The sequence below is a fragment of the Bacteroides faecium genome (assembly GCF_012113595.1).
Lineage (GTDB): Bacteria > Bacteroidota > Bacteroidia > Bacteroidales > Bacteroidaceae > Bacteroides > Bacteroides faecium.
The window spans coordinates 170,571-196,215 of the sequence record NZ_CP050831.1 but is presented as its reverse complement, the minus strand read 5'-3'; the positions used below and the strand labels follow the sequence as shown (position 1 = coordinate 196,215).

The window sequence follows — 25,645 nt, the reverse complement described above, 5'->3', positions numbered from 1 at the left end:
TTATATATTTGTAGAAAATAAAGTTTGCCTATAATGATTGCAGAAATTAAATTTAAGAATTTGCTCTCTTTTAGAGATGAAGCAATATTTAGCTTTGAAGCAGATAATAGTAAAGATATGGAGACATACCATGTTGTTGATTTGGCTCCTGGAATCCGATTGCTTAAATTGGCTGTTGTTTATGGTGCAAATGCTTCCGGGAAAAGTAATTTCATAAAGATATGTGACTATATTAAGACGTTTTTGGTGCGTACGCCGACTACTAAAGGAGAGGAGACAGGAATTGTCCCATTTCTTATGAATAAGAATGGTATAACTGAAACCTCGGATTTAAGTATTTCATTTTATATCATAAAAGAGAAATGTCAGCCTGTAAAATTTATCTATAAACTTTCTCTGACAAGAATGCATGTGATTAAAGAAGAGTTGTGTTACTATCCCAGTCAGCAACCTGCAACGATTTTTGAACGGACTTTAGAGAATGGAGTTTCTGTCATAAAGTTTGGAAGTAAATTAAAATTGGGAGCGGCTGCAAAAGAAGAAGTTTCTCTGAAGTGTCTGCCTAACATGTCTGTTTTTGCCGCATATATGCAGGTAAACGTGAATGTTCCTGAAATAGAAGAAGTGCTTGCCTATTTTCGGAATAATGTGCTTCCTGCTGTGACACCTGCATTACCATTAAGGAAATATGCTGAGAATCGTATAAAAGAAACGCAGAATAAGGATTATATTCTGCAATATTTGCAAGAAGCGGATTTTAATATTTCTGATATTTCGGCAAAAGAAAAAGAAACTCCTGTAGGAGTGATACAAGATACTATTTTCCAACATAAAGTTCGGGACGAAAAAGGAGTGGATTCATTTTATGAGTTTTCAGAAATGTTTGAATCACAGGGAACTATTCGTACGATGGGACTTGCGGGGTGTATTCAAGAAACCATTTCTAATAATGCATTTTTAGCAGTGGACGAGATTGAATCTTCTCTCCATCCTAAGTTAATAGAATATATTATTGAACGTTTTCTAAAAGAGTCGAAATGTGCTCAGTTACTTTTGACTACTCATTATGATGGATTATTGGCTGAGGAAGATTTGCTTCGCAAAGATAATGTTTGGTTTACAGAGAAGGGGAGTGATGGAAATTCTGTACTTTATCCGCTTACTGATTTTAAAGGACTGAACAGAATTAGTTCTTTACAGAAAGCATATAAGTTCGGTAAATTCGGAGCAATTCCTAATATATAATCAAAGCTAGTCATGAGGAAGCAAAAACATACACAGAATATCCGTCAAGTGATTCATATCGTTGGAGAAGGATTAACAGAGTTGTTTTATTTCAGTCATATCAAAAAGTTATTAGGATATCGCTGCTCTATTTCACCTCGTTTATTTGAAAATAACAGCATCGAGAAAATAGAGAAGAAAGTGATTGAGTTACTAAGAGAGGATGTCTTTGTGATTTGTATTTTCGACGCCGATGTTAGTCGTCGTTCCGCTGCTGAGAACAAGAAACTTTCATCATTGAAGAAACGTTACGAGAAAAATAAGAATGTCCTTCTTTGTGACAGCCTGCAATCTATTGAGTATTGGTTCTTATTACATTATGAGGACACTTGCCGTCATTTTAATGATTCGGCAGCCACCGAACAAGCGTTGAAACGATATATTCCTACTTATGATAAGAGTCGTAAGTTTATGGAAAAAGAGAAATGGGTTAAAGATATGATTGCCGATGGCAGAATGGAAAAGGCTTGTGAATTGGCTGAAAAATATGATGGTAGTGAATCCTATAGTGGGATTTATAAAGCCATACAAAAATTAGTAGGGCAATAGAAGTCAATGGAAAGAATGGATACTCGTTTCTTCCTTCTGCCGGATTCTGGGGAAAAGAAGACTTTTGGGCTCCCGATTTTTATAAATATAAAGACAAATATTATTTGTTTATCACGTTGAGTGCACCGGGAGTAAAGAGGGGTACTTCCATACTGGTGTCGGATAGGGTGACGGGAACTCTCCAGCCTTTGGTCAACAGGGCTGTTACCTCACAGGACTGGACGTGCTTGGACGGTTCTCTTTACATTGATTCGGAAGGGGCTTCGTGGATTTTCTACTGTCGTGAATGGGTGGAGCGTCGAGACTCGCCCGAATATGTGAGGTTTAAGGAAGGATTTGAAGACACGCCCGAATGGGGGAGCGCCTTTATCATATCTTCCTGGTATACATACTTATGGTATGGGGGTGACAAGGCTCTGTCCACCTGTTATCCTGCTATGAAAGCTTATATGAATTACTTGGCCTCACGCGCAAAAGAGCATATAATCTCCTATGGTCTGGTATTATCATTACCGGTTGTATCCCAAGATTGGGGACACATTGTATAATACCTCAAACAAACCTTATAAGGTAAAGCAGGATTTTATAATCACGCATCCTAATGATAAAGGGATGAAGATGATTGCCCGACAGCTTTTTGAGTCAATATGCAAGAAGTGATTCTTGTTAAACACGCATAAAATATAATTTGTATGATGCTGAAAAACAGATTATTTTGTACTTTTGCCTTATATATGCAAGAGTCCGCATTCAGAATAATCAATATAATCAATCCGTTTTTTCAGATACAAAGACTAAAGGAATATGCAGAGAATATTAATAGTGGAAGATGAAAAGAGAGTCGCTGATTTGCTGAAAATCGGTTTGGAAGAGAACGGTTATCAGGTTTTGGTAGCTTATGACGGTGCAATGGGGTTACGTCTTTTTCAGTCAAACACTTTCCAACTGGTCATTTCGGACATCATTCTGCCCAAGATGGATGAGTTCGAACTGTGCAAGGAAATCCGCAAGGTTGACGACCGTGTTCCGATATTGATGCTGACTGCCTTGGGTGCGGCTGACGACAAGCTGGAAGGCTTCGATGTCGGAGCGGATGATTACATGGTGAAACCCTTTGATTTTAGGGAGTTGACGGCAAGAGTCAGGGTGTTGTTGAAAAGGCAGGCGGTATCAGCCGAAGTCCTTGTAAAGCAGATTGCTTACGCAGATTTGTTTATCAATCTGGAACGGCAGGAAGTTACGCGAAACAACGTTCATATCCGGCTTTCCCCCAAGGAATACAACCTGCTCGTGTATATGGTAGAGAACGCGGAAAAGGTAATCAGCCGCGTGGAGATAGCGGAGAAAGTGTGGAATACCCATTTTGATACGGGAACCAATTTCATAGATGTATATATCAACTATTTGCGTAAGAAGATAGACAGGGATTTTGACGTGAAACTTATCCATACCAAACCGGGAGTAGGATTTATCCTGACAGACAAGTTATGAAAATAAGAACGGCGCTTACATTAAAGAATACCGGTATAACGGCTGCTGCATTCTTGCTGTGCATGCTTCTGATTTATCTGGTCAGCGAACAGACACGCGCTAAAACCTTTTTCAGGGATTTGAAAAGCGAAGGAATCACTAAAGCCCACCTGTTTCTTGCCGACCAGGTGGATGCCCGGACTATGCAGTCCATCTACCTGAATAATAAGAAATTCATTAACGAAGTGGAGGTAGCCGTTTATACGACCGACTTCCGGATGATTTACCACGATGCCATACAGAACGATATTATCAAGGAGACGCAGGAAATGATAGACGACATTCTGCAGAAAAAGGAGATAGAGTTTCATATCGGCAAGTATCAGGGGATTGGCATCGTCTATCCGTTCGATGGAAAGGAGTATATAGTCACGGCCGCTGCCTATGACGGTTATGGTTATGACAACCTGGTCGGATTACAGAAAACGTTGTTTGGTTTGTTTATTGTCGGATTGCCTTTGCTGTTCGCTGCCGGTTATTTCCTGGCCAGAGTTTCCTTACAGCCGATACGCAATATCGTGAACGAGGCGGAAACGATTACCGTCTCGCGGATAGACCGGCGTCTTCCGGTGAAGAACGAAGGAGACGAGTTAGGCGAACTTAGTACAGCTTTCAATGCGTTGCTCGACCGGTTGGAAATTTCATTCAATTCGCAAAGGATGTTTGTCAGTAATGTCTCACACGAATTGCGTACACCGTTGGCGGCCCTTATTGCCGAACTGGATTTGTCTCTGCAAAAAGAGAGGACAGCAGAGCAGTACCGTTGTGCCATGCAGAATATGTTGCAGGATGCCAGGCGGATGACCAGGCTAATCGACGGACTGCTGAATCTTGCCAAGGCCGATTACCGGAAGGAGGAAATCAGTATGCGGGATGTACGGTTGGATGAACTGTTGCTTGATGTAAGAGAGCTGATACTGAGGGCGCATCCGGAATATAGTATAGAACTGCTTTTCGGACAGGAAGAAGCGGACGACGACCGTTTGATTACCGTGACGGGAAATCCGTATCTGCTGAATATCGCCTTTTCCAACCTGATAGAGAACAACTGCAAATATTCTGCTAATAACTCCTCGACTGTGCAAATCTCTTTTTGGGATAAATGGACTGTTGTCCGCCTGTCGGATAGCGGCATCGGCATGTCGGAAATCGACAAACAGCATCTTTTCACTTTGTTTTATAGAGGAGAAGATGACAAAGTGGTGGAGGGGTACGGCATCGGCATGGCACTGTCTCAAAAGATTATCCGTTTGCACGGCGGAGACATTGCCGTACACTCGGAACGGGGAGAAGGTACTACATTTGTAGTGGAACTACCCCACGTCTGACAATGCCCGCATTTCTCTAATAGTTTTCTAATACCACTCTAATACTTTTCTAACAGTCCCTTACAAGAATGCTTCCTACTTTTGCGGCGTGAATGGCAAAACAAAGTAATTAATTCATTAAACAAAAGCAACATGTGGAAGAAAAAAAAGCGTAAGGAGCAATTTGCCTTTAATGCCGAGAAGGTATTTTTGGCCGCAGGACAGCCACTTGAATCAGTTTTCAATTATTTCCGGACAACCCAACTCGGACTAACTGAAGATGAAGTAGAGAAAAGACAATCTCTTTTTGGGAAGAATGAGGTTGTGCATGAGAAAAGAAAAAGGCCGCTTATCATGTTTGCCAAAGCATTCATCAACCCCTTCGTAGGCGTATTGACGGCACTGGTCGCCATATCCTTCGTGATGGACGTGCTGATGGCTGCTCCCGGCGACCAGGACTGGACTTCTATAATCATCGTCACGACAATGATTATATTGAGTGCCATCCTGCGTTTCACCCAGGAATGGAAAGCCAACCGTTCGAGCGAGGCTTTGCAGAAAATGGTGACAAATACTTGCTACGTAAAACGTACGGGAGTTTCCGAGGGGGAAATAAGTATAGAAGAACTGGTTCCGGGAGACCTCGTGATGCTCGCAGCCGGTGATATGATTCCTGCCGATATTCGTATCATCGAGTCGAAAGACTTGTTTGTCAGCCAGTCTACCCTGACGGGTGAGTCTGATGCGATAGAAAAAACTCCTAAGGTGATGGGGAAGAAGCACCATAAGGGAAGTGTGGTGGAACTGGACAACATCTGTTACATGGGGTCTAACGTGGTGAGCGGATCGGCGAAAGGAATTGTTTTCGAGACAGGAAACAACACTTATCTGGGAACCATTGCCAAAAGTATAGCCGGACATCGCGCGGCTACGGCTTTCGACAAGGGCATCACTAAAGTAAGTTTGCTGCTTATACGTTTCATGTTGGTTATGGTTCCGATAGTGTTCCTTATAAATGGCATTACGAAGGGAGATTGGATGGAAGCGTTTATCTTTGCTATTTCAGTGGCAGTGGGGCTGACTCCCGAGATGCTCCCTATGATTGTGACGGCGAATCTTTCAAAGGGCGCCATGGCCATGTCGCGGAAGAAAACAATTGTAAAGGATCTGAATGCCATCCAGAATTTCGGTGCCATGAACATACTTTGTACCGACAAGACCGGTACATTGACACAAGACCATATCGTGTTGGAACGTCATGTCAATGCTGACGGTACTGAGGACAGGGAGAACCGTATCCTGAGGCACGCCTACTTTAACAGCTATTTCCAGACCGGACTGAAAAACCTGATGGATCGTGCCATCCTTTCACACGTCAAGGAGCTGAATCTTGAGTCTTTGAGTAGTTCTTACAGGAAGGTGGATGAGATTCCGTTCGACTTTACCCGCCGTCGGATGTCGGTGGTAGTGGAGGATAACAATGGCAAACGGCAGATTATCACCAAAGGAGCCGTGGAGGAAATGCTGGGCATCTGTACTTATGCTGAATTTGGCGGCGAGGTACGTCTGCTCACTGAGGAAATGCAGGGGAAAGCGCAAAAGTTTGTCGAGGAGATGAACAACCAGGGGATGCGTGTCCTTGCCCTTGCCCATAAGAGTTTTCTGAGCAAGGAGAACAATTTTGCCGTAGAGGATGAGCAGGAGATGGTACTGATAGGCTATCTGGCATTTCTCGATCCGCCCAAGGAATCTGCGGCACAGGCTATCCGCCAGTTGCACGAACACGGCGTGGAAGTCAAGGTGCTCTCCGGTGACAACGATGCTGTGGTGAAGACTATTTCCCGGCAGGTAGGGATTGATACCTCAACTGCCGTTACGGGTTCCGAACTGGAAAAAATGAACGAGGAAGACAAGATGAAAGCGGTTACGGCGGGTAACATATTTTCCAAACTGACACCGATGCAGAAAGTGGAGATTATCCAACTCTTGCAGAAACAGGAGAATACGGTCGGTTTCTTGGGAGACGGCATTAATGATGCGGCTGCGTTGCGTGAATCGGATATAGGTATCTCCGTAGATTCGGCTGTGGATATAGCCAAGGAAAGCGCCGATATCATCCTGCTCGAAAAAGACCTGATGGTGCTGGAGAACGGTGTGCTTGAAGGGCGCAAGACGTTCGGGAATATTGTCAAGTATGTGAAGATGACCGCCAGTTCTAACTTTGGTAATATGTTCAGCGTATTGGTGGCCAGTGCATTCCTGCCTTTCCTGCCGATGATGCCTATCCATCTGCTGGTTCAGAACTTGCTCTACGATATATCCCAAACCACCATTCCGTTCGACCGCATGGATCCGGAATATCTGCGTAAACCCCGTATCTGGGATTCTTCCGACTTGAGCCGTTTCATGATTTGGATCGGCCCCATCAGTTCCATCTTCGATATTGTGACTTATATTGTGATGTGGTGGTTTTTCAGTTGCCGGACTCCTGAAATGGCATCTTTGTTCCAATCAGGATGGTTTGTCGTTGGACTGCTGTCGCAGACGTTGATTGTACACATGATTCGTACACGCAAGGTTCCGTTCTTCCAGAGCACGGCATCCTGGCCGGTACTGATAATGACATTCTCGATTATGGCTATCGGCATCTATGTACCATTCTCCTCGTTTGGCGCATCTATCGGTCTGACCCCGCTTCCATGGACTTATTTCCCTTGGCTGGTCGGTATCCTGCTCGCCTACTGTATGCTGACGCAGGGACTGAAGGTGCTCTATATCCGTGCATTCAAACGTTGGTTATAAAACAGTATGTAAAACATTTCTGCGGGATACTCGCTTTCAGCGGGCGAATGTTCCGTAGACAAAAACTGCGGTTATGAAATTAAAGACAATACTTTTCTTTATGGGCTGTACGATACCCGGTATGGCTTATACCCAGATTTTCAGTGGTGAATATACCGCCGAGTGGCAGTGGGATACGAAGAAGAAGACTAACTGGGTAAACCTGCTCCGGTTGGATATGGACTTGTCTCTATGGAAAGGCGGAGCGTTGGAGACTGCTACCATCCATGTAGCAAAGACGAACGAAAGTATCATTGATGATTGGCAGACTTTCTCCAATATTGAAGAAGACAATAATTTTGCAGCTATCGCCATACTGGGGTATATGCACACATGGGAAAAAGCGCGTTTGTTTGTCGGGGTACGCAATGTGAATGAGGATTTTTTCACTTCCGATGCCACCTCTCTCTTTACAGGTAGTTCCTGTGGCATTTTTCCCACGATTTCGGCAAGTTATCCGATTTCCAATTATCCTTTGTCCGGAATGACTATATATTTTGACGTGAATCTGGGCAGATGGACTTTTAAGAATAGTCTGTACAACGGTGTGGGGTATAACGGATGGAACCGGAATGACAATCCGTTCCTCGTCCGACCGAAACGGGATGGCGTTTTCGATATGGCACAGTTGGAGTATGAATGTGGAAACGGGCATTATTTTGCGGGGATGGCTGTACACAACAGGCAGTGGGCTATTGATAAAATTGATAAAGAGGAGGAAATGGCTCCTGTGGAGGAAACCTTGAAGAAGACTAGTTGTGCCTGGTGGGTTTATGGGGAACAGCCTGTATGGAAAACTGATGAGAAGAAAGTTATCCTGATGGCTCAGTATTCGGAGAACACATACGGGTCGAACGATTGTTACCGGTATGCGGAGATAGGCTGTGTGTATGCCGGCCGGAGTAACCGGGTTGGGGTATCGGGACAGCATGCCCGATTTCATCAGGGGAAAGAGTGGTCGCTGGAATTGACGTGGAGCAAGGCCATCAATGAATCTTTGTTCATCCAGCCCATTTTCCAGTATGTCGGGAACGGGAATGGAAACTTCACGGTGCTTGGTGCACGGGTTCATTGCAGTTTTTGACTTGCGATTCCAAAAAATATTTTTGTTGATTTTACCCTCATACCCTCATAGTTTGCCTGAACTTCTTTGTTCATGGTAGTTTCAGCTATGAGGGCAGAACTGAAAAACACCCTGAGGGTAACTTTTACCCTCAGGGTGCTAATTTCTAGTTTATTTCGTAACCAGTTCATTATTACCATAATAACCACTTCCCGGTACATAAATCGGTTGCATCACTCCACCCTCATTTTTCAGCTTTCCTTCGTCACGTAGCCGTCGGATATGCCGCATAGCCGTGCTTCTTGCCATTCCGCAGAGATTTTGGAAGTCATATCTCCGCATAAACTGATGTGTTTGGAAGTACTTCGTCAGTTTTCGGTCTATTTCTTCGTTCGTGGGTTGTGAGAAGTCCAGTCCGCCTTTCAGGCTTTTGACTTTCAGTATGCCGAACTCATTCTTCAATGTCTGGTCGGCACGAAACTGGATAGATTTCAGTTTAACTTTGGTCGCCTTTCGTTTCGTGCCTATCGTTACCGGTTCCGTACTGGTCAGGCAGGGGCGGAAGTAGCCGATACCGTCCAAATGCACCTGCTTCCCGTCCGCCAATTCTTGTCCCATGATGTGGGAAAGGGCGTCGAGTACGGCGGTGACATCCGTTGCCGTCAGTGAACAACGATCCTGAATACGTTGGCGTAACAGGTCAGTCCCTGTCGAACCGTTATATTTTAAACGTGGATGCAGTGTTTTCTCTCCTTGTTCTTTGTCCGAAGGTTTCGGGTCTTCATACCAGTCAAATAATATTGCCATAGCTTCATGTTTTGTTTTAAAGTAACTGTTCTTGTTATGTATTCTCTTATATAGTCGTACGTTAATGCTTACTGTTTGTTTTGTTAAGCCTTAATGCTTTACAAGGGCTTACTAATGTGAACAAAGCTATTAACATCTGTGGACGTTTTTGTTTACAACTGATAGCCTGTTTGTTCACGTTAGTGAGCCCTTGATAACTACTAAGCAAAGATACATGAAATATAGGTGTAATGCAAATAAAATGCGGGTATTAATCAGAAGAAATGCTTGTTTCCTGCAAATTAATAGCGTATCTTTACAGGAAATAAACAAGATGTTGTATTTGTAGAAAAAACAGACAAAAACAGGATGAAATTTACTTTAATCAGACAGGATAGCGGGAGTGGAAAAGAGACTCTCAGCATTTGTGAAGCAAGCACATTGTTCGACAAAATGAAGACGGAGACAAAATCGGGACATATCACGGCTTTGCGCGAACTGATACCTTTGATGGAAGGTTCGTACGGGCACTATGAACACATAGACAAGCTGCCCTATATTTATTCCGCCGTGGAATATACCCGTACTAAGGACGGTGAACGGAAGATGAAACAATATAACGGACTGGTGCAACTGGAAGTGAAGCATTTGGCGGGTCTGTCCGAAATCGAGTTTGTGAAGCGGCAGGCGGCGCTTTTACCGCAGACTTTCGCCGCTTTCTGTGGCTCCAGTGGTCGCAGTGTAAAGATATGGGTGCGTTTTGCCCTGCCGGATGCCGGCGGACTTCCTGAAAAGGAAACGGACGCGGAATTGTTCCATATCCACGCCTATTGGCTGGCGGTGAAATGTTATCAGCCGCTATTTCCCTTTGACATTGACCTGAAAGAACCGGTGCTGACGCAAAGGTGCCGGATGACATTGGATGAGACTCCTTATTATAATCCGGACGCGGTGCCGTTCTGCCTGGAACAACCGCTTTCCATGGCGGGTGAAGAGACTTTCAGGCAGCGCAAGCAGGGGGAGAAAAATCTTCTGTCACGTTTGCAGCCGGGATATGAATCCTCGCGGACTTTCAAGAAGATTTATGAAGCTGCACTGAACCGTGCGCTTCAGGAAATGGAGAACTGGAAACGTGGGGATGACCTTCAACCCTTGCTCGTGCGTCTTGGCGAACATTGTTTCAAAGCGGGTATCCCCGAAGAGGAAGCGGTACGGCAAACGCTTATCCACTATTATCGTGAGGAAGATGAGCAGGTCGTCCGTCTCGAATTACATAATCTCTATCAGGAATGTAAGGGATTCGGCAAGAAAAGCAGTATCAACAGGGAGCAGGAGACGGCTTTCCTGTTGGAAGAATTTATGAACCGCCGCTACGAACTTCGTTATAACACGGTATTGGACGACCTGGAATACCGTCAGCGTGATTCCATCCATTTTTATTTCAAGCCTGTGGACAAGCGTGTGCGCAACAGTATTTCTATCTGTGCCTTGAAAGAGGGTATCAGTGCATGGGACCGTGATGTAGACCGTTTCCTGAATTCGGAATATGTTCCTTTGTACAATCCCGTCGAGGAATATCTTTATGAGGTGGGGCGTTGGGACGGCAAAGACCGTATCCGTGCATTGGCAGGTCTGGTTCCTTGTGATAATCCGCATTGGCAGGAATTATTCTACCGATGGTTTCTTAGCATGGTGGCGCATTGGCGTGGGGTAGACCGGCAGCATGGAAATAATACTTCGCCTTTGCTTGTCGGCCCGCAAGGTTTTCGTAAGTCAACATTTTGCCGTATTATCCTGCCGCCGGAACTACGTTTCGGCTATACGGACAGCATCGACTTCAAAAGCAAGCAGGAAGCGGAGCGTTATCTGGGACGTTTTTTCCTGATAAACATTGATGAGTTCGACCAGATAAATGTCAGCCAGCAGGGATTTCTGAAACATCTGTTGCAGAAGCCGGTCGCCAATCTGCGCAAGCCTTACGGCAACACTATCCGCGAAATGCGCCGTTACGCTTCTTTTATCGGTACGAGCAATCAGAAAGATTTGCTGACCGATCCCAGCGGCAGCCGCCGTTTTATCTGTATTGAAGTGACGGCTCCTATCAGCACGAACGTCACCATCAACTACAAACAGCTTTATGCACAGGCGATGGATGCTATCTATAAAGGTGAACGTTACTGGCTGAACGAGGACGATGAGCAGATTCTGAAAGAGACAAACCGTGAATTTGAGCAGATAAGTCCGTTGGAGCAGTTATTCCATTGTTATCTCAGTCCGGTGGCGGAAGAAGAGGATGGCGAGTGGTTGACGTCTATGCAAATCTTGAGTTATTTGCAGACAAAGACGCGTGATAAGCTGGCTATCAATAAGGTAGCGCAGTTCGGCCGTACGCTTCAGAAGATGAATATTCCCTGTCGGAAGTCTTATCGGGGGACGCTTTATCATTTGGTGAGGATAGAGTGACGGGGATAAGCATCTTCGCGATACTGTTGTAGGTAGCCTGAGGGTAAAACTTACCCTCAGGGGGTAAATGGAACTTGCTCTCATAGCTGAAAAGCCGATGAATAGGGGAGTACGGACTATTTATGAGGGTATGAGGGTAAAACACTCATAATAAATATTTGGGGAGATTGTTGGGGAGATTGTTGGGGAGATTGTTGGGGAGATTGTTGGGGAGATTGTTGGAGAGATTGTTGGAGAGATTGTTGGAGACTGCCTTGGGGCTGCCGTCTTTATTAAAGTTGCGAGCGTCATCATATATAGTTTTATCTGGGACCGGTATTTTTTCTGGAACCAATATTTTAGTTGGATTAATAGTATTTTTCAATTCCGCCAAACCCTGTTATTATTTTATTTTCTTTCGTCTTATTGATAAAGTTATTCAATCGCTTTTCAAATTCTTCCGGTCGTTTCCTCGCTGCTTCAATATATGCAATTCGGATACGTTTATATGGTTCGGAAAGATGTTGATAATTCTTCCATACTATTTTGTCTTCTTTCAGTCTGTCGACTATATCATCGGGGAAAACAAAAGGAGCAGACAAGACATCCCGTATCTTATCTTCAAATTTAGGATGTATCATTTTATTTTCCAGTAGCCATTTAAGTCTTTCTTTATTGGCTTGCGAGTATGTGCTTTTAGGGTTTCTGGGCGTGAAATGCTGAATTTTATGTTCTTCGTCAAGTGCCTTTATTGTACTGTCAATCCACTCGAAACAAAGGGCTTCTTCAACAGCGTCATTGTACGTTATACTTTTTTTGCCCGAAGCCTTACTGGGAAATACAAACCAAATATCATTGGCAGTCTCAAAGTTGTCGGTCAGCCACTTTCGCCAGTCTTTCCTATCTTCAAAATATTTTATTTCTATTGGCATGACAAATTATTCCTCTTATTTTTTTGTATCCTTATCGGACGAACTATATATTGTTTCACGTTCAATTCCGCTTTGAACAAATAATGATTATTGCTTGCGGCAAGAAGAGCCAAAAGCCGGAAACTGGTTCAATAATGCAGCCGATTATGGTGAACAACAGAATAGCGTAACCTAAAAATGCAGGTGCCGGTTTCTGTTCTTTGCTGATGTAATATTGAAGTGTTTCTCCCCAAAGGATAAGTATTATTCCGCAGATTAAGAACCAAAAAGCAAATCCCAGGTTGTAATTTTCCCCGACAGAGTTTACCAATCCCTTTCCGAACATTTCCGAAAATGCATCTTTCCCGATGAATAGTGCATAAATCGTATGAATAACTCCCGTTACTGTTAAAAAACGTCCACTGTATTTCCAAAGTTTCATATACTTGCTTTTTAGTTCTTGATTAATATATTGTTTATTTCAAATCAATTTCATATACTCGGGAATGTTCGCCCCATGGATGATAACATTCTCCTATATACGTAAAGCCAAAACGTTCATAATATGAAGTATGATGTGTGCTTAGATATAATTTTGAATATCCCATCGCCAGTGTATCTCTCTTTACCTGTTCTATTAAAAGGTTTGCATAATTATTTCCCCTATGTTTTTCTTCTATGAACAAAGCGACCAGCCAGGGGTATAAGTCCATGCGGGAATTGAAATCATTAGTGGTAAGACCTACGCACCCGATGATTTCATCATCTTTCATTAAAAGATACCATTGGGGAATAGGGCTTTCCGTTGTGATGGAATGTCTGAAACAGTCGTCATAAACCATCTTAGAATCATTGTCCGCCCATTTGCTCTGAAAATAAGCAATAGTCCTTTCCAAATATTGAGGTGACTTTCTTAGTGAAATGATATTCATATAATCTTTATCAGTTTTGTGTATTAATAGTTAGTACAGTCATGATTTGTTGCAATATAGCAATATTTAGGGTGGGAGATAGAACTTAGCGTGAAGATTTAAGTGTTATTTAGAAAAACACTTAAACCTGAAATTATGATAATGTACAGATGCCGGGATTGATTCCATGGCATCTGTACATTTTGAAATGTCTACTTAATATCCCGGATTCTGATACTCACTGCCATTCGTGATTGTAGCGGTGAAAGTGGTTGAGATGGGACGTAACGCATAATTCGGATGGAAGAATCGGGCTAAATCTGGATGAGTCTTTTCCAGATACCCGGAGTCCTTAAACATTCCTGTCCGTTTCAAGTCGTAGAAGCGACAATATTCGCCACAAAGTTCACGGCCTCTTTCGTCCAAGATATCTTGAATCGTAATACTTTCTGTCAGCGGATTTGCTCCGGCACGTTCACGAACTTTATTGATATAGCCGGCTGTATTCGCACCGCCATTCAGGTAAATATCAGCTTCTGCCGCAATCAGATAAACTTCCGCCATACGCATGATAAATGTCGCGTTCAAATTACCGTTTCTCTGTTTGGAAGCATTGGCTACATAGTAATTACTGCTGTTATGCTTATTCAGTGACGGGTAGTAGTAACGGAACTGGTTTTCATTCGTGCCGTCATTCTTGTAATTGCCTGTGACGTTTGTATAAGCATAATTCATGTTCACGTTATTATTGTCGTCGCTATATACATGGTGATAATCAATGAGTAAATAATCAGAAATGTGTTCTTTCTGCTTTTCTGCGGAATAATCCATATCCTGTGGCATGATGAACTTAATGGCTAAATCGCCTTTATTCAGAGCTTTGCCGATAACTGTTTCTTCCTTGTCATACATGTGTGCGGCACTTTCGTCCCACGTGTAATTCTTGTTTGCGTTCCACTCAGTAGTGAATGATTCATGAAATCTGGGATCCAATGTCCCGTCTTTCTGTACGTATAAATTCAATAAATGCTGTGTGGGCATAAAAATGCCGGTGATTGAGCCTTCCCAAGTAAGCCGTGTCTCCTGATTGTCTTCACGCGCACCGAATTTATTGATATTACATAAGAAATACTCGTCGTTGCGATTCAACTTATAGTTTCCGTTGCTTGATCCGTGACCGTCTGCTCCTGCATACCAGCGATGTTTCCAAAGGGCTTCTTTGTTTTCCCAGTTATTACTTTCTTTGAACACTTCGCTGTATGATGGATACATATACGTATTGTACTTCCCGCCGCCGGTTTCGCAATCGGTAATTAATTTTCCGGCTGCGTCCAGTGCTTCCTGCAAGTATTCGGTGCTTCCATATTCGTACGTCTGCAAGCAGGCTTTAGCCAGAAAACCGAGAGCTGCTTTCTTTGTCGGGATGGTAGTCGTTGCATGAGTACCTGTCGGCAACCATTCGGATGCAAATCTTAAATCGGGTAGAATAACTTCCTGATAGATAGTCATTGGATCGGTGCGGGTGGGCGAGTAGGTCATCGTTTCCGTCACTACGGGTTCTGTGAGCATCGTCACCGCTCCGAATTGCTCCACTGCGTTGAAATAATAGACAGCTCTAAGGAAACGGGCTTCCGCAATCTTTGCATTTCGCTCTTCTTCCGTGGTGTAGGGCGGTTTGTCTCCTAATGCGATAGCCTCGTTGCAGGCTCCCACGCCGTCATACGTTCCGTTCCACCAATTATTGGTGTAAGTCGTATTGGGCGATGTTCCTGCGAAAAACCAGAACCATTGTGTGTAACTTGTCGATTCGTTGGCTTTATAAGTCCAAAGGTCAGTGTCACCTTCAGTCAGTGACATCCAGTCCGCAGAACCGTAATAAAATCTTTCCATGGCAAAATAACACTGGTTAATCAGGGTTTCATATCCGTCTATGGAAGTAGCCAAAGCTTCTTTGGTAAATGCGCCCGGGTTGTACTCGTCCAAAGTGCAGGAATGTAGAGACAATGCCGAGAGTAGCACACTGCAAAATATGAATTTTATATATATACTTTTCATGATTATAGTCTTTTGTTAGAATGTCAAATTAACGCCAAAAACAAATTGCCGGTAGGTGGGGAATGCGTCCGAACCGTTGGTTTCGGGATCGGTATCTTTCAACTGCTTGTCTTTTACAAAGATGAACGGATTGTAGGCTGTGGCATAGATGCGGCATTTCTCCATCAGAACCTTGCGTGAAATATTGACGGGCAGTGTATATCCCAGCGTGATATTCTTGATCTTGATAAAGGAGCCGTCGCGTACCCTTAATGAAGGATATACGGTCTTTTGCTCATCTGCCGTTCCGGGACGGGGGAAATAGGCTCCCTGATTGTCTTCCGTCCAGTAGTCCACACCTGCCAACTGATTCTTGGTTACGCTCTGTTCGGCGGTATAATAACCGAGCAGGTCACTGTTGATTGTCTGTCCGTAACGTGCCATGGCAAAGACGGACAAATCAAAATTCTTGTAGGTGAAGGAGTTGTTGAATCCGATAATCCAGTCCGGATTGGAATGTCCCAGGATTTGCCGGTCTTCCGTATTGTACTTATGTACGCCGCCATCGCCCTTCTGGTCTAGGGTTTCTATTTTGATGAATCCGGGTTTGACGCCGTAGGCATCTAATGTCTCCTGCGGAGTATCGGTTCCCCAGATACCGGCATATTTATATCCGTAAACGGCTTTGATAGGTTCACCGACAAACAGATTTTCGGCGATCAGGTCACCGTCAGGCAGATTATCTATTTGCTCCTTGTTCCAGGTGACGGATAAGGTTGTGTTCCATGTGAAATCCTTGTGCCGTATGTTGTGCGAAGTTATGGTTGCTTCCACACCCCGGTTACTGGTTTGGGCGATGTTCTGCCAGATAGCCAAAGGTGAGCCCCATCCGGTCAGACCACTGGTGATGGGCAGTGTACGTTTGAATAACAATCCTTTGGTGGTCGTCTTGAACCATTCTACCGAACCGTCGATGCGGCCGTTCAGGATGCCGAAATCCAGACCTGCATTCCAGTTGTATGACTTCTCCCATCCGAGGCCGGAACTGCCGTAAGTGCCTGAGTATTGCGTGAATGGAACAATCTTTCCGTTAATGGAAATTCCCGAAGCTGTATATACATAGGCTTGTGTTGTGGTGCTGTATGCGGTTGTTCCTCCCGAATTTCCCGTGATACCGTAGCTCACTCTCAATTTCAGGTTGTCCAGCCAACTGCGTGTCTTTTTCATAAACGCCTCGTCGGATATTCTCCATGCCAGTGCGCCTGCGGGAAAAGCATCCCATTTATGCCCGGTGGAGAATTGTGAAACACCGTCCCAGCGGGTAGAGAAATTAAATAAGTATTTACCCTTGTACGAATAGTTCAGACGGAAAGCGAAAGACATTTTTTGCGTCTGTGCGAAGTCGGATTCCACATGTTGGGAAGTGCCCGAGGTCAGTCGCCAGAAAGACCATTGATCTACCATCTGACCGCTGGCGGCAGCCATGCTGCTTTCCGACTGGTTCTTATTCCAGGAAGTAATCAGTGAACCACCCAGGTTATGGTCTTTTGCGATGGTTGTGTTGTAAGAAAGAATATTCTCCCATGTGTAATTCCAGGTATTGTTGTTGGTGATGGAAGCATGTGGTGAACCGGCATAACTCGGACGGTTGGCATTACACTTCTCTCCCCAGTATTGCCCGTGGCGTGAGTGATTTAAAGTACCATTGATACGGCTGGTAAAAGTCAGGTCTTTGACGGGAGTCAGCTCAACATACCCATTCATATTCAAATAGGTGGAGCGCGTGTTGTCTACATACTGATTCTCTATGAAATCACTCATCGGGGAATATTGTCCCGTGATGTATTCGTGATTAATCCCCCCTTCTTCGGTATAAGTATCCCCCAACGGAATGGCGGAGAGAGATTTGGTGAATGTGTTTTTCACGCCGGAATTCAAGTCCCGGTAGACTAAATTGGAGGTAAAGCCTACCTTTGCCCATGAAAATATCTGCTGATCCAGATTGAGACGTAACGAATATCTGTTCAAGTTTTCGTTGCTCAGTAAACCTTCTTCCCGGTTGTAGGAAGTCGAAGCAAATATTTTTGTCTTTTCAGTGCCGCTACTGACCGAAAGACTGTATTTCTGTGTGGTAGCCGTATTGCCTGACACTTCATCTATCCAGTCTATCCATTTACCGTCGTTGTATGCGTCTATAAAATCCTGTTTTCCCAACAGGGCGGACATATCGGTAGGATAGTCACCGTTTTTATACTTATACGCTTCCCGTTGGTAAGTGACCCATTCATCCCGCGTCATCCCATGCCTGTAATTGGGTGCGCCGCTGAATCCGTAATAAGCATCGAAGTTCACAGTGGCTTTTCCCTCTTTTCCTCTTTTGGTGGTGATGATTACAACGCCGTTTGCTCCCGCAGAACCATAAATGGCGGTGGAAGCTGCATCTTTCAATACATCTACGCTCTCAATATCCGACGGGCTGACTTGGCTATAGCTGCCGGGAATCCCGTCGATAATAAACAACGGTTCGTTGCTGCCATAGATAGAACGTGAGCCGCGTAGCAGGATAGTGACATCACCGCCTACCTGTCCTGAAGTCTTGGTGATATCCATTCCGGGTATCTTTCCTTGAAGGGCTTCCATCACATTATTGGTAGGAGCAGCCAGAACTTCCGCACTCTTGACAGAGGTTACCGCACCCGTCAAATCCCGTTTCTTGACCGAGCCGTATCCTACTACCACCACTTCGTCAATCAGTCTGGCATCTTCTATCATTATGATTTCCAGTTTGTTTCTGTTATGTGTCCTGACTTCTTGTTCCGTGTATCCCATATAAGATACTTTTAATATTGCATTAGGCGACACCCGTAAGGTGAACTGTCCGTCTACATTCGTAATTGTCCCGTTGCTTGTACCTTTTTCAATAATGTTTGCTCCGATAATAGTCTCTCCCTGAGAGTTTTTCACTATACCCGAGATTGTCTTGACTTGTTGGCTATAAGCCCGTGTTGTTCCAAGTATTGATAATGAACCTATTAATAGGAATAATAGGTAAAACTTCATTCCATAAACAGTCTTTAGGGGATTATTCCACCCTATGTTTGTTTTATCAGAAAATGATTTCATGCTTTTTGTTTAATTGTATGTTTATTAATTTGTTTCTGAATAGCTGAATTTCCGTACGATTCAAAGCTATGTTTCGATTGTGATGACTTTATTTACTCCATAGGCTATTAGATTTTAGTAGTTAAATGATGATTTTGAATGCCAATGTTAATTGAACATTACTCTACTATTGTTTTGAATGTGGCGCCACGATTCATATCAGTAAAAAAACTGACAGGACAAAATTAGGCATATGGAGCTGGGGATTGAAAAAAATAAAGTTGACTTTTAATAAGATAGGGTTGTTTCTTACGGATAGTTATACATTTGATTTTATAAGGTAAAAAAGATAAAGATTGCGATAAAATAGATGTAATCAGATTATATCCAAAAGAGAAACAGATGGAAAGCTGTCTTTTTCAATGGATGATATGTAGTTGCGTATTTTATTTTCCTTATCTTTGTCTCAATGAATTTACTAAAAGAACAATGATATGGATATTAAAGTAAAAGACAAAGCGCATCAAAGGCATGTCGGTCGCAACCTTCAAAGAATCCGTGTGTATCTAGGTATGAAACAGGAGGCGTTAGCTTCCGATTTGGGTATTAGTCAACAGGAGATTTCGAAAATAGAAAAACAAGATGAAATAGAGGACGGACTGCTAACAAAAATAGCTGAAGTCTTGGGAATATCTACTGATGTCATTAAGGATTTTGATGTTGAAAAAGCCATCTGCAATATTAATAACTATAAAGATGCTACGATTTCTCCGGGAGCAACAGCAACAGTTTATGCAGCTCATACGCAACAAATTAATCCTATTGAAAAGGTGGTCGAACTGTATGAACGCTTGCTGAAAAGCGAACAGGAGAAAATAGAGATTCTAAGAGAGTGCATAAAGCAAGGCAAATAATCAACAGACTGGAATATGGAAACGGAAAAGTACACAAATGCGATTCATTTGGGAAGAAAAATAGAACGGGTACGTCGGCTTAGGGGAATGACTCAAGCGGAACTCGGTGATTTGCTAGGTATAACAAAACAGGCTGTTTCGAAAATGGAACAAACCGAAAAGTTTGATGATGACCGATTGGAAGAAATTGCTTCTGCGTTAGGAGTTACTGCAGATGGTCTGAAGAATTTTAACGAAGAGACAATTCTGTACAATACGAATAACTTTTACGAGAATTGCGGTGTTAAAAGTGCTGTCAGTAATACAGGCAACAATCAGATCTTTAATAGCTTCCCTGTTGAACAGGTGATTGAACTTTTCGAAAAGTTGTTGGATAAACAGAAGGAACAATTTGAGCATTTAAAAAAAGAGAAGAATTAAATATCTCCAAGATATTGAATTTCATAAGCAGTAATTATACTCCTAATACAATTATAGGTGGGTTGGTTTCTTCAAAAAACAAGGAGATAGATTGGCTGAAAGATGAAATTAGTCTTTTAAGACAGGAGAATGAAAGATTGCTGCGGATTGTGAATGAAAAGATATAAATGGAGAATATAATTTGAATAATACTATGGAATGGCATGAATATAATGGGGAAGACCCTAAAAGTCTGTCAATGCTAAATGCATGTGAGATTGTGTCAAGGCTCGGTAAGATTTGTAATGACATTTTTCGAGAGGAAAGACTGGTTAAAACTCGGCTTATAAAGAAGAATTTGATAACTTTAGGTCTTGATTTGGGATATATAGCATATGCGAACAATTTAACGAAAGAGGATCTATCAGAAATAAAACAGCCTTATGTACAACGTGAATTGCTTTATGATTTAATTTGGTGTACAGAAAATGAACACTTTCTAATGAATCGTATGGAGTTAGCTGTTGAATGTGAATGGGGTCAGCGTTGGAAATCTAGTCGAAAACTGGAATGGGACTCTACATGGAAATTACGAGAAACCCCTTTTAGTGGGTTTAAGTATGATTTTCAGAAATTAGTGGTATGTAATGCAGAACTTAGACTAATGATTTTTCGAATCAAAAAGCGAACTGATTTAGATGACTTAGGGGAGTATTTTAATAAAGCGATACAAAGTTATACTCTTCTAAATACGGGAGCAAAATTTTTATTTCTTGCATTTTTTGAAAAAGAAGAAAAGTTGTATTATAAAGAAATCGTTAAAGGTTAAGTGTTTAGAGAACTAAAAGGTCACAAAATTGATTGTGACTTTTTATTTAATGCTTCCTGATTAACATAATCATTTTTATTTAAGGAATACTGATGGAAATATTGGAATCTATAAATTATTTGAACTTATATGCATTACCGGAATTATGCAATAAGAATTTTTTTATACCTGATTATCAGAGAGGTTATCGATGGGGGGAGACACAAATATATCAATTATTAGAAGATTTATATACTTTCTTTTATAATATGGATGCTGCTGGCAATTTTTATTGCTTACAGCCTATTGTTGTTAAAAAAATGAATTCATCTGACATTGACAAGTATAGGTTGGACTCGACCTTTGATGATAATATATGGTATGAGGTGATTGATGGTCAACAACGATTGACAACAATAAGAATTATTCTTGCTTTGGAAACCCTTCTTGATGAAGATAAAGACAAGTTATTCAATATTTGTTATCAGACTAGGCCTTTGTTAGGCGAATTATTTGAGAATTTGATAAAAACGAAAGATGAAAACAAAAAATATACAATTCATACGGAGAGTGATGCTAGATTAGATATAGATTCTTGGCATATACTTCAGGCAGCCAATTTGATTATTAAATGGTTTCAAAATGATGAACAAGGTAATCTACCATCTATTTCGGAGTTTAAAGGATCATTTTATGAGAAATTTACTAATGGGAAGGATAAGAATAAGTCGGTTCAGGTCATTTGGTATGAGTTGAGAGATGATAGTGATCCTTATGAAATGTTTAAGCGTTTGAATGATAAGAGTATTTCACTTAATAATGCAGAACTTATCAGGGCGTTGTTTTTGTCAGATTCGGCCAAATACAAGTGTGAAGATAGTTTGTTGAATGATTTTAATGAGGATATCAAGCCTATTGTAGAGAAACGTGAACAAGCTCGTAAGCAAAGTCACATTATTGAGAAATGGGATATTATAGAAAGCAAGTTGCGTAATCATCGTTTTTGGGCATTCATTAAGGATGACAATAGTACCGAACAGTATAGTTGTCGAATTGAATATATCTTTGATTTGATTTCAAAAAAGGATACAAAAGAAAAAGATCCCTTATTTACTTATTTGAAATTCGAGAGATCTTTGAGAACCAATGAAGTACGCGATTTATGGAGCCTATGGTTGAAGGTCGAAACTTATTTTTCTATACTTCAGGCATGGTTTGACGATAGATATTATTATCATAAGTTGGGCTTCCTTATTACAGAATTGGGAGCTAGTGTATTAATGGAACTCTTAGCAGAATCTTCTACTAGTAGCAAAACCGTATTCAAATCAATTATTGATAAAAAAATAAAGAGTGTTATTTCAGATAAAAGAAATCCACAACGGAATATTTGGGCTTATAGTTATGATAGTGATTATGATTTACTAAGAAAAACTTTGTTCTTGTATAACGTGGAATCTACCTTGCAGCGAGTTTGTATGGATTATTTCCCTTTTGAGGAATATAAAAAGGTAGATTGGACCTTGGAGCATATTCATGCTCAAAATTCGGAACGTCTGGATCAAAGCGATAAAAGTAAATGGTTGGAGTGGCTTGAGGAGAATCTAAAAGTTTTGGGAAGGTTGCAGTCACGATTGGTAAACGATAGACAGCTATCTAATCTTGTGAGTGTTCTTGATGATGCAAAAAATGTGTTGAATACATCGCAAAAGGATAAATATACATTTGCCAGAATAGTCGTTCTTTTTGATATGGTCCAAGCATATTTTGATCAGATGGCTCAAGAAGAAGGAAAACCTACTGAGATTCATGATATCTCTAATATGGCATTGTTGAGTGGAAATATAAATTCTTCTATTGGGAACTCTGTTTTTGAGGTTAAGCGTCAGAAAATAATGGATGAAGATGCCAAAGGTGCATATATTCCGTATTGTACGCGTAAAGTGTTTTTAAAATATTACAATTGTAAGGACGAGAATTTTATGGTACAACAGAACTTCTATTGGAGTGAGAAAGATCGTAGAAATTATTTGAATGATATAAAGAATATATTGAGGGTATTTATAGATACTCCCTGTGTGGCTGAAACTGTAGTTATTGATGGGCAGAATTCGCTTGCCATGGAAAAAAGAACGGAGGAATGTAATGAGTAATATTGGAAAACTTACAACCTTTTGCCGATTACTTAATGATGAATCGGTGATAATGATTCCCAAGGTGCAACGGGATTATGCTTATGGACGCCAGGAAAAGAAAGTGGAAGAAGTGCTTGATGGTATGCTGGATACGATGTTGGCTGCTGTGAAAAACAATGCAACGGAAATATTTGATTTCATTTATGGAGGTTCATATATTAGAAACAATAATAAATCAATAGGGCTTATTCCACTTGATGGGCAACAACGTCTTACGACTTTATTTTTGTTGCACTTCTATGCATCCATTCTTCAAAAAGATGTGCAGGGGAGTGATGTGGAATGTCTAAAGAAATTTCGATATGAGACTCGACAGTCAGCTACAGATTTTTGCGAATCCTTAATTGGCGGCATACGTACCGATATATTGTCTAGCAATGCTGATGAGAGCAAATGTATAAGTGAAATAATAAAGGATAATCCTAAATACCTTCCCAGTTATGAGTCTGACCCTACTATTCAATCAATGCTTAATGTTTTAAATAAAATAGAGGGAAAGTGCAAGGAATATAGTATACATGATTTATGGACAAAACTGGTAATGCGGGACAATATACAATTTTATTCTCTTTCACTTGACGATTTTGGACTGACTGATGATTTGTATATTAAGATGAATTCCAGAGGGAAAAAATTGACAGAATTTGAGATCTTTAAGTCTGATTTGGAGAAAGCTGTTGCTGCTATAGATCAGGACATCAAAGAAAGCATGTCTCGAATGATTGACAATGAATGGATGGATATGTTATGGGATTATGCAAATAGTAATAATGATAATCAGCAAGTTGTGCAACGTGCTGACAGTGGATTTATGTGTTTGTTTAGAAATGTTTTCCGGTTGGAGTTATTCCGCAGAAGAATTGAAGATAGGAAAAATCGGGACCCAAAAATAGCAGAGATTATCACGGATAAAGAAGCTGTAGAATCGATTATTTCCATTTTTAATTCAATAAGTTCTATCCATAAGCGTTGTGGTATTGAAGAAGATTGGTATAAGTATTTTTATTTTTCACAGGAAGATGTTATTGGAGAGGATAATAGAATACGACTGTTTTGGCAGTTAAAACAGAATCATAAGTCTGTTTTTTTGTTGGCAACTGAACGTGAATTGTCAGTACCTGAATTTGTTTATTTCTATGCGTTACATCTTATAGAGAAAAATCACATCAATGAACAAATAGCATTGAAGCGGTTGCGTATCATTAGAAATCTGGTTACCGCGAATGTTAGAAGTAACGTTGCTCGTTATGAGCAGTTGGCAGGATTTCTGAATGATGCAGAAATGATAATAACAAACGAAATTATTCCTAATACAAATAATACTTTTATCTCAACAGCCTGTGACGAAGAACGTTTAAAATTGAAATGTTTCCAGGAAGAGGACTACCAGCATCTTCTTCGCTACGAAAATCACCAGATTCTTCAAGGTTCTGTGATGCTCTTTATTGATAAATATATGAGTTTAGAAGATAGTGAAAATTCAGAACTATTTAGACAGTTACATAAATTCGAATATATATTTTCAAATGAATACAAAGAAAAGTTCAGTTTAATCCGTATTGGCTTAATTGATGCTGATATTGAATATATGCAATATCATCCGTCAATGGCAAATGAGGATAATATGACTCGTAGATACTTTCTACATAGAAATGATGAACTTAGTCACTTTTTTATTAAGAATGAATTGAGAAGGAATCAAGAGGCGATTCTTGATATTCTTTCCCTGAAATTTATTTCACTTGGAAATTTAAAAGATCCTTTTAGAAAGTGTTTAGAGTTTAAGATAACCAATTGGCAGTATTATTTGACTAAATATCCGGTTGAATCAAACCGGGAGGATACTAAATATGGATGTTATGTTTGGGATGATAAGGAAAAGAGACCATTGGAAATGGTTATTTTAAACAGTTCTTATCATAGCGAAAGTAACATAGAGTGGAAAGTTCTTAATCATATACTTATCAGTAAATTATGGAATCCCAATAAATATTCATTAGATTTCCATGCTTCCAGTCCGTTTGTAATGATCCAATTAGGTGTTACATTGACAATAACACAAGAAGGATGGTTAGTTGATTTTGGAAATACAGATTTGGTGAATGCACTTAGAAGTTCTGAAGTGTATAAAATAACCGATTTTAGTAGTGAAACTTCTGCGACAAAGTATCTTGTGGATTTCTTTACTATAGACGAATCTTATGATTATATAGATTTGGGTATTATGCTGGTTAATGATATTGAGAATGTTTATGCACAATTCGAAACACAAAAAACAGATGATACTACAACTCTAATTATATGAGATACCACTGTCTGTTATTTGTGGATAGTTATTCCTTTTATGCTGTACGCATAATTAAGATTTCATTGAAACTTTATAAATAGTATTTTTCGCCAAATTCGATTGTTGGATTTGGCGAACTTTTTTGCATTTTACTTAGGAATATCCCTGTTTGTTTATACGGGGACTTTATCGGGGGCTTACGAGAATGCTTACATTCATTACTATATTTGAAAACAGGATTCAAGTATAAAACCTGAATCCTGTGGTTTTATATTTAGGGAT

General features: G+C 41.1%; 19 protein-coding genes. 13 read left to right on the top strand and 6 right to left on the bottom strand.

Annotated features, from left to right (window positions below; translation table 11 throughout):
• Positions 1-33: 33 nt before the first annotated feature.
• The 7 genes from BacF7301_RS00755 to BacF7301_RS00720 all read left to right on the top strand — a co-directional run bounded on the left by BacF7301_RS00755 (position 34) and on the right by BacF7301_RS00720 (position 8,595).
• Positions 34-1,245, top strand: coding sequence for an AAA family ATPase (locus tag BacF7301_RS00755; protein ID WP_167959530.1), 1,212 nt, complete (start codon positions 34-36; stop codon positions 1,243-1,245).
• A gap of 12 nt (positions 1,246-1,257) precedes the next feature.
• The gene (locus tag BacF7301_RS00750; protein ID WP_167959529.1) at positions 1,258-1,833 is read left to right on the top strand and encodes an RloB family protein; all 576 of its coding nucleotides are present in this window, start codon (positions 1,258-1,260) and stop codon (positions 1,831-1,833) included.
• Positions 1,818-2,381, top strand: coding sequence for a family 43 glycosylhydrolase (locus BacF7301_RS25865; protein ID WP_369805665.1), 564 nt, complete (start codon positions 1,818-1,820; stop codon positions 2,379-2,381). Before BacF7301_RS00750 ends, BacF7301_RS25865 begins: the two co-directional genes overlap by 16 nt.
• 256 nt (positions 2,382-2,637) lie before the next feature.
• Complete coding sequence (locus BacF7301_RS00735; protein WP_167959528.1) at positions 2,638-3,324, top strand: response regulator transcription factor; 687 nt, start codon at positions 2,638-2,640, stop codon at positions 3,322-3,324.
• A complete protein-coding gene (locus tag BacF7301_RS00730) occupies positions 3,321-4,691 on the top strand; it encodes a HAMP domain-containing sensor histidine kinase (protein WP_167959527.1) in 1,371 nt (456 codons plus the stop codon). The genes BacF7301_RS00735 and BacF7301_RS00730 overlap by 4 nt, the downstream gene beginning before the upstream one ends.
• A 132-nt stretch (positions 4,692-4,823) precedes the next feature.
• Positions 4,824-7,472, top strand: a complete 2,649-nt coding sequence (gene mgtA, locus BacF7301_RS00725; protein WP_245208303.1) for a magnesium-translocating P-type ATPase — start codon at positions 4,824-4,826, stop codon at positions 7,470-7,472.
• A gap of 73 nt (positions 7,473-7,545) precedes the next feature.
• Positions 7,546-8,595: a carbohydrate porin gene (locus BacF7301_RS00720; RefSeq protein WP_167959525.1), complete on the top strand. Its 1,050-nt coding sequence runs from the start codon at positions 7,546-7,548 to the stop codon at positions 8,593-8,595.
• Between the two features lie 150 nt (positions 8,596-8,745).
• Here the strand turns inward: BacF7301_RS00720 and BacF7301_RS00715 are convergent, their stop codons facing one another.
• Entirely contained in the window at positions 8,746-9,381 is a 636-nt protein-coding gene (locus BacF7301_RS00715; protein ID WP_167959524.1) for an HU family DNA-binding protein, read from the bottom strand.
• A gap of 348 nt (positions 9,382-9,729) precedes the next feature.
• On the opposite strand from BacF7301_RS00715, the gene BacF7301_RS00710 reads away from it, so the two are divergent.
• A complete protein-coding gene (locus tag BacF7301_RS00710; protein WP_167959523.1) occupies positions 9,730-11,823 on the top strand; it encodes a BT4734/BF3469 family protein in 2,094 nt (697 codons plus the stop codon).
• 347 nt (positions 11,824-12,170) lie between these two features.
• Here the strand turns inward: BacF7301_RS00710 and BacF7301_RS00705 are convergent, their stop codons facing one another.
• The 5 genes from BacF7301_RS00705 to BacF7301_RS00685 form a co-directional block, all read right to left on the bottom strand.
• Positions 12,171-12,734 carry a YdeI/OmpD-associated family protein gene (locus BacF7301_RS00705; protein WP_167959522.1) on the bottom strand — a complete coding sequence of 188 codons (564 nt, stop codon included), beginning with the start codon at positions 12,732-12,734 and terminating at the stop codon, positions 12,171-12,173.
• 61 nt (positions 12,735-12,795) lie between these two features.
• Positions 12,796-13,155, bottom strand: a complete 360-nt coding sequence (locus BacF7301_RS00700) for a DUF6463 family protein (RefSeq protein WP_167959521.1) — start codon at positions 13,153-13,155, stop codon at positions 12,796-12,798.
• Positions 13,156-13,189: 34 nt separating this feature from the next.
• A complete protein-coding gene (locus BacF7301_RS00695; RefSeq protein WP_167959520.1) occupies positions 13,190-13,645 on the bottom strand; it encodes a GNAT family N-acetyltransferase in 456 nt (151 codons plus the stop codon).
• A gap of 195 nt (positions 13,646-13,840) precedes the next feature.
• On the bottom strand, positions 13,841-15,679 hold the full coding sequence (locus BacF7301_RS00690) for a RagB/SusD family nutrient uptake outer membrane protein (RefSeq protein ID WP_167959519.1): 1,839 nt from the start codon (positions 15,677-15,679) through the stop codon (positions 13,841-13,843).
• Positions 15,680-15,694: 15 nt separating this feature from the next.
• Positions 15,695-18,781, bottom strand: coding sequence for a SusC/RagA family TonB-linked outer membrane protein (locus BacF7301_RS00685; RefSeq protein ID WP_167959518.1), 3,087 nt, complete (start codon positions 18,779-18,781; stop codon positions 15,695-15,697).
• 473 nt (positions 18,782-19,254) lie between these two features.
• Between BacF7301_RS00685 and BacF7301_RS00680 the strand changes: the two genes are divergently transcribed.
• The 5 genes from BacF7301_RS00680 (at position 19,255) to BacF7301_RS00660 (ending at position 25,381) form a co-directional block, all read left to right on the top strand.
• The gene (locus BacF7301_RS00680; RefSeq protein ID WP_167959517.1) at positions 19,255-19,674 is read left to right on the top strand and encodes a helix-turn-helix domain-containing protein; all 420 of its coding nucleotides are present in this window, start codon (positions 19,255-19,257) and stop codon (positions 19,672-19,674) included.
• 15 nt (positions 19,675-19,689) lie between these two features.
• The gene (locus tag BacF7301_RS00675) at positions 19,690-20,094 is read left to right on the top strand and encodes a helix-turn-helix domain-containing protein (RefSeq protein ID WP_167959516.1); all 405 of its coding nucleotides are present in this window, start codon (positions 19,690-19,692) and stop codon (positions 20,092-20,094) included.
• A 193-nt stretch (positions 20,095-20,287) separates the two neighbouring features.
• The gene (locus tag BacF7301_RS00670) at positions 20,288-20,902 is read left to right on the top strand and encodes a hypothetical protein (protein WP_167959515.1); all 615 of its coding nucleotides are present in this window, start codon (positions 20,288-20,290) and stop codon (positions 20,900-20,902) included.
• Positions 20,903-20,994: 92 nt separating this feature from the next.
• Positions 20,995-23,034, top strand: a complete 2,040-nt coding sequence (locus BacF7301_RS00665) for a DUF262 domain-containing protein (RefSeq protein WP_167959514.1) — start codon at positions 20,995-20,997, stop codon at positions 23,032-23,034.
• Positions 22,982-25,381, top strand: a complete 2,400-nt coding sequence (locus BacF7301_RS00660) for a DUF262 domain-containing protein (RefSeq protein WP_167959513.1) — start codon at positions 22,982-22,984, stop codon at positions 25,379-25,381. Before BacF7301_RS00665 ends, BacF7301_RS00660 begins: the two co-directional genes overlap by 53 nt.
• The last annotated feature ends 264 nt before the right edge of the window (positions 25,382-25,645 follow it).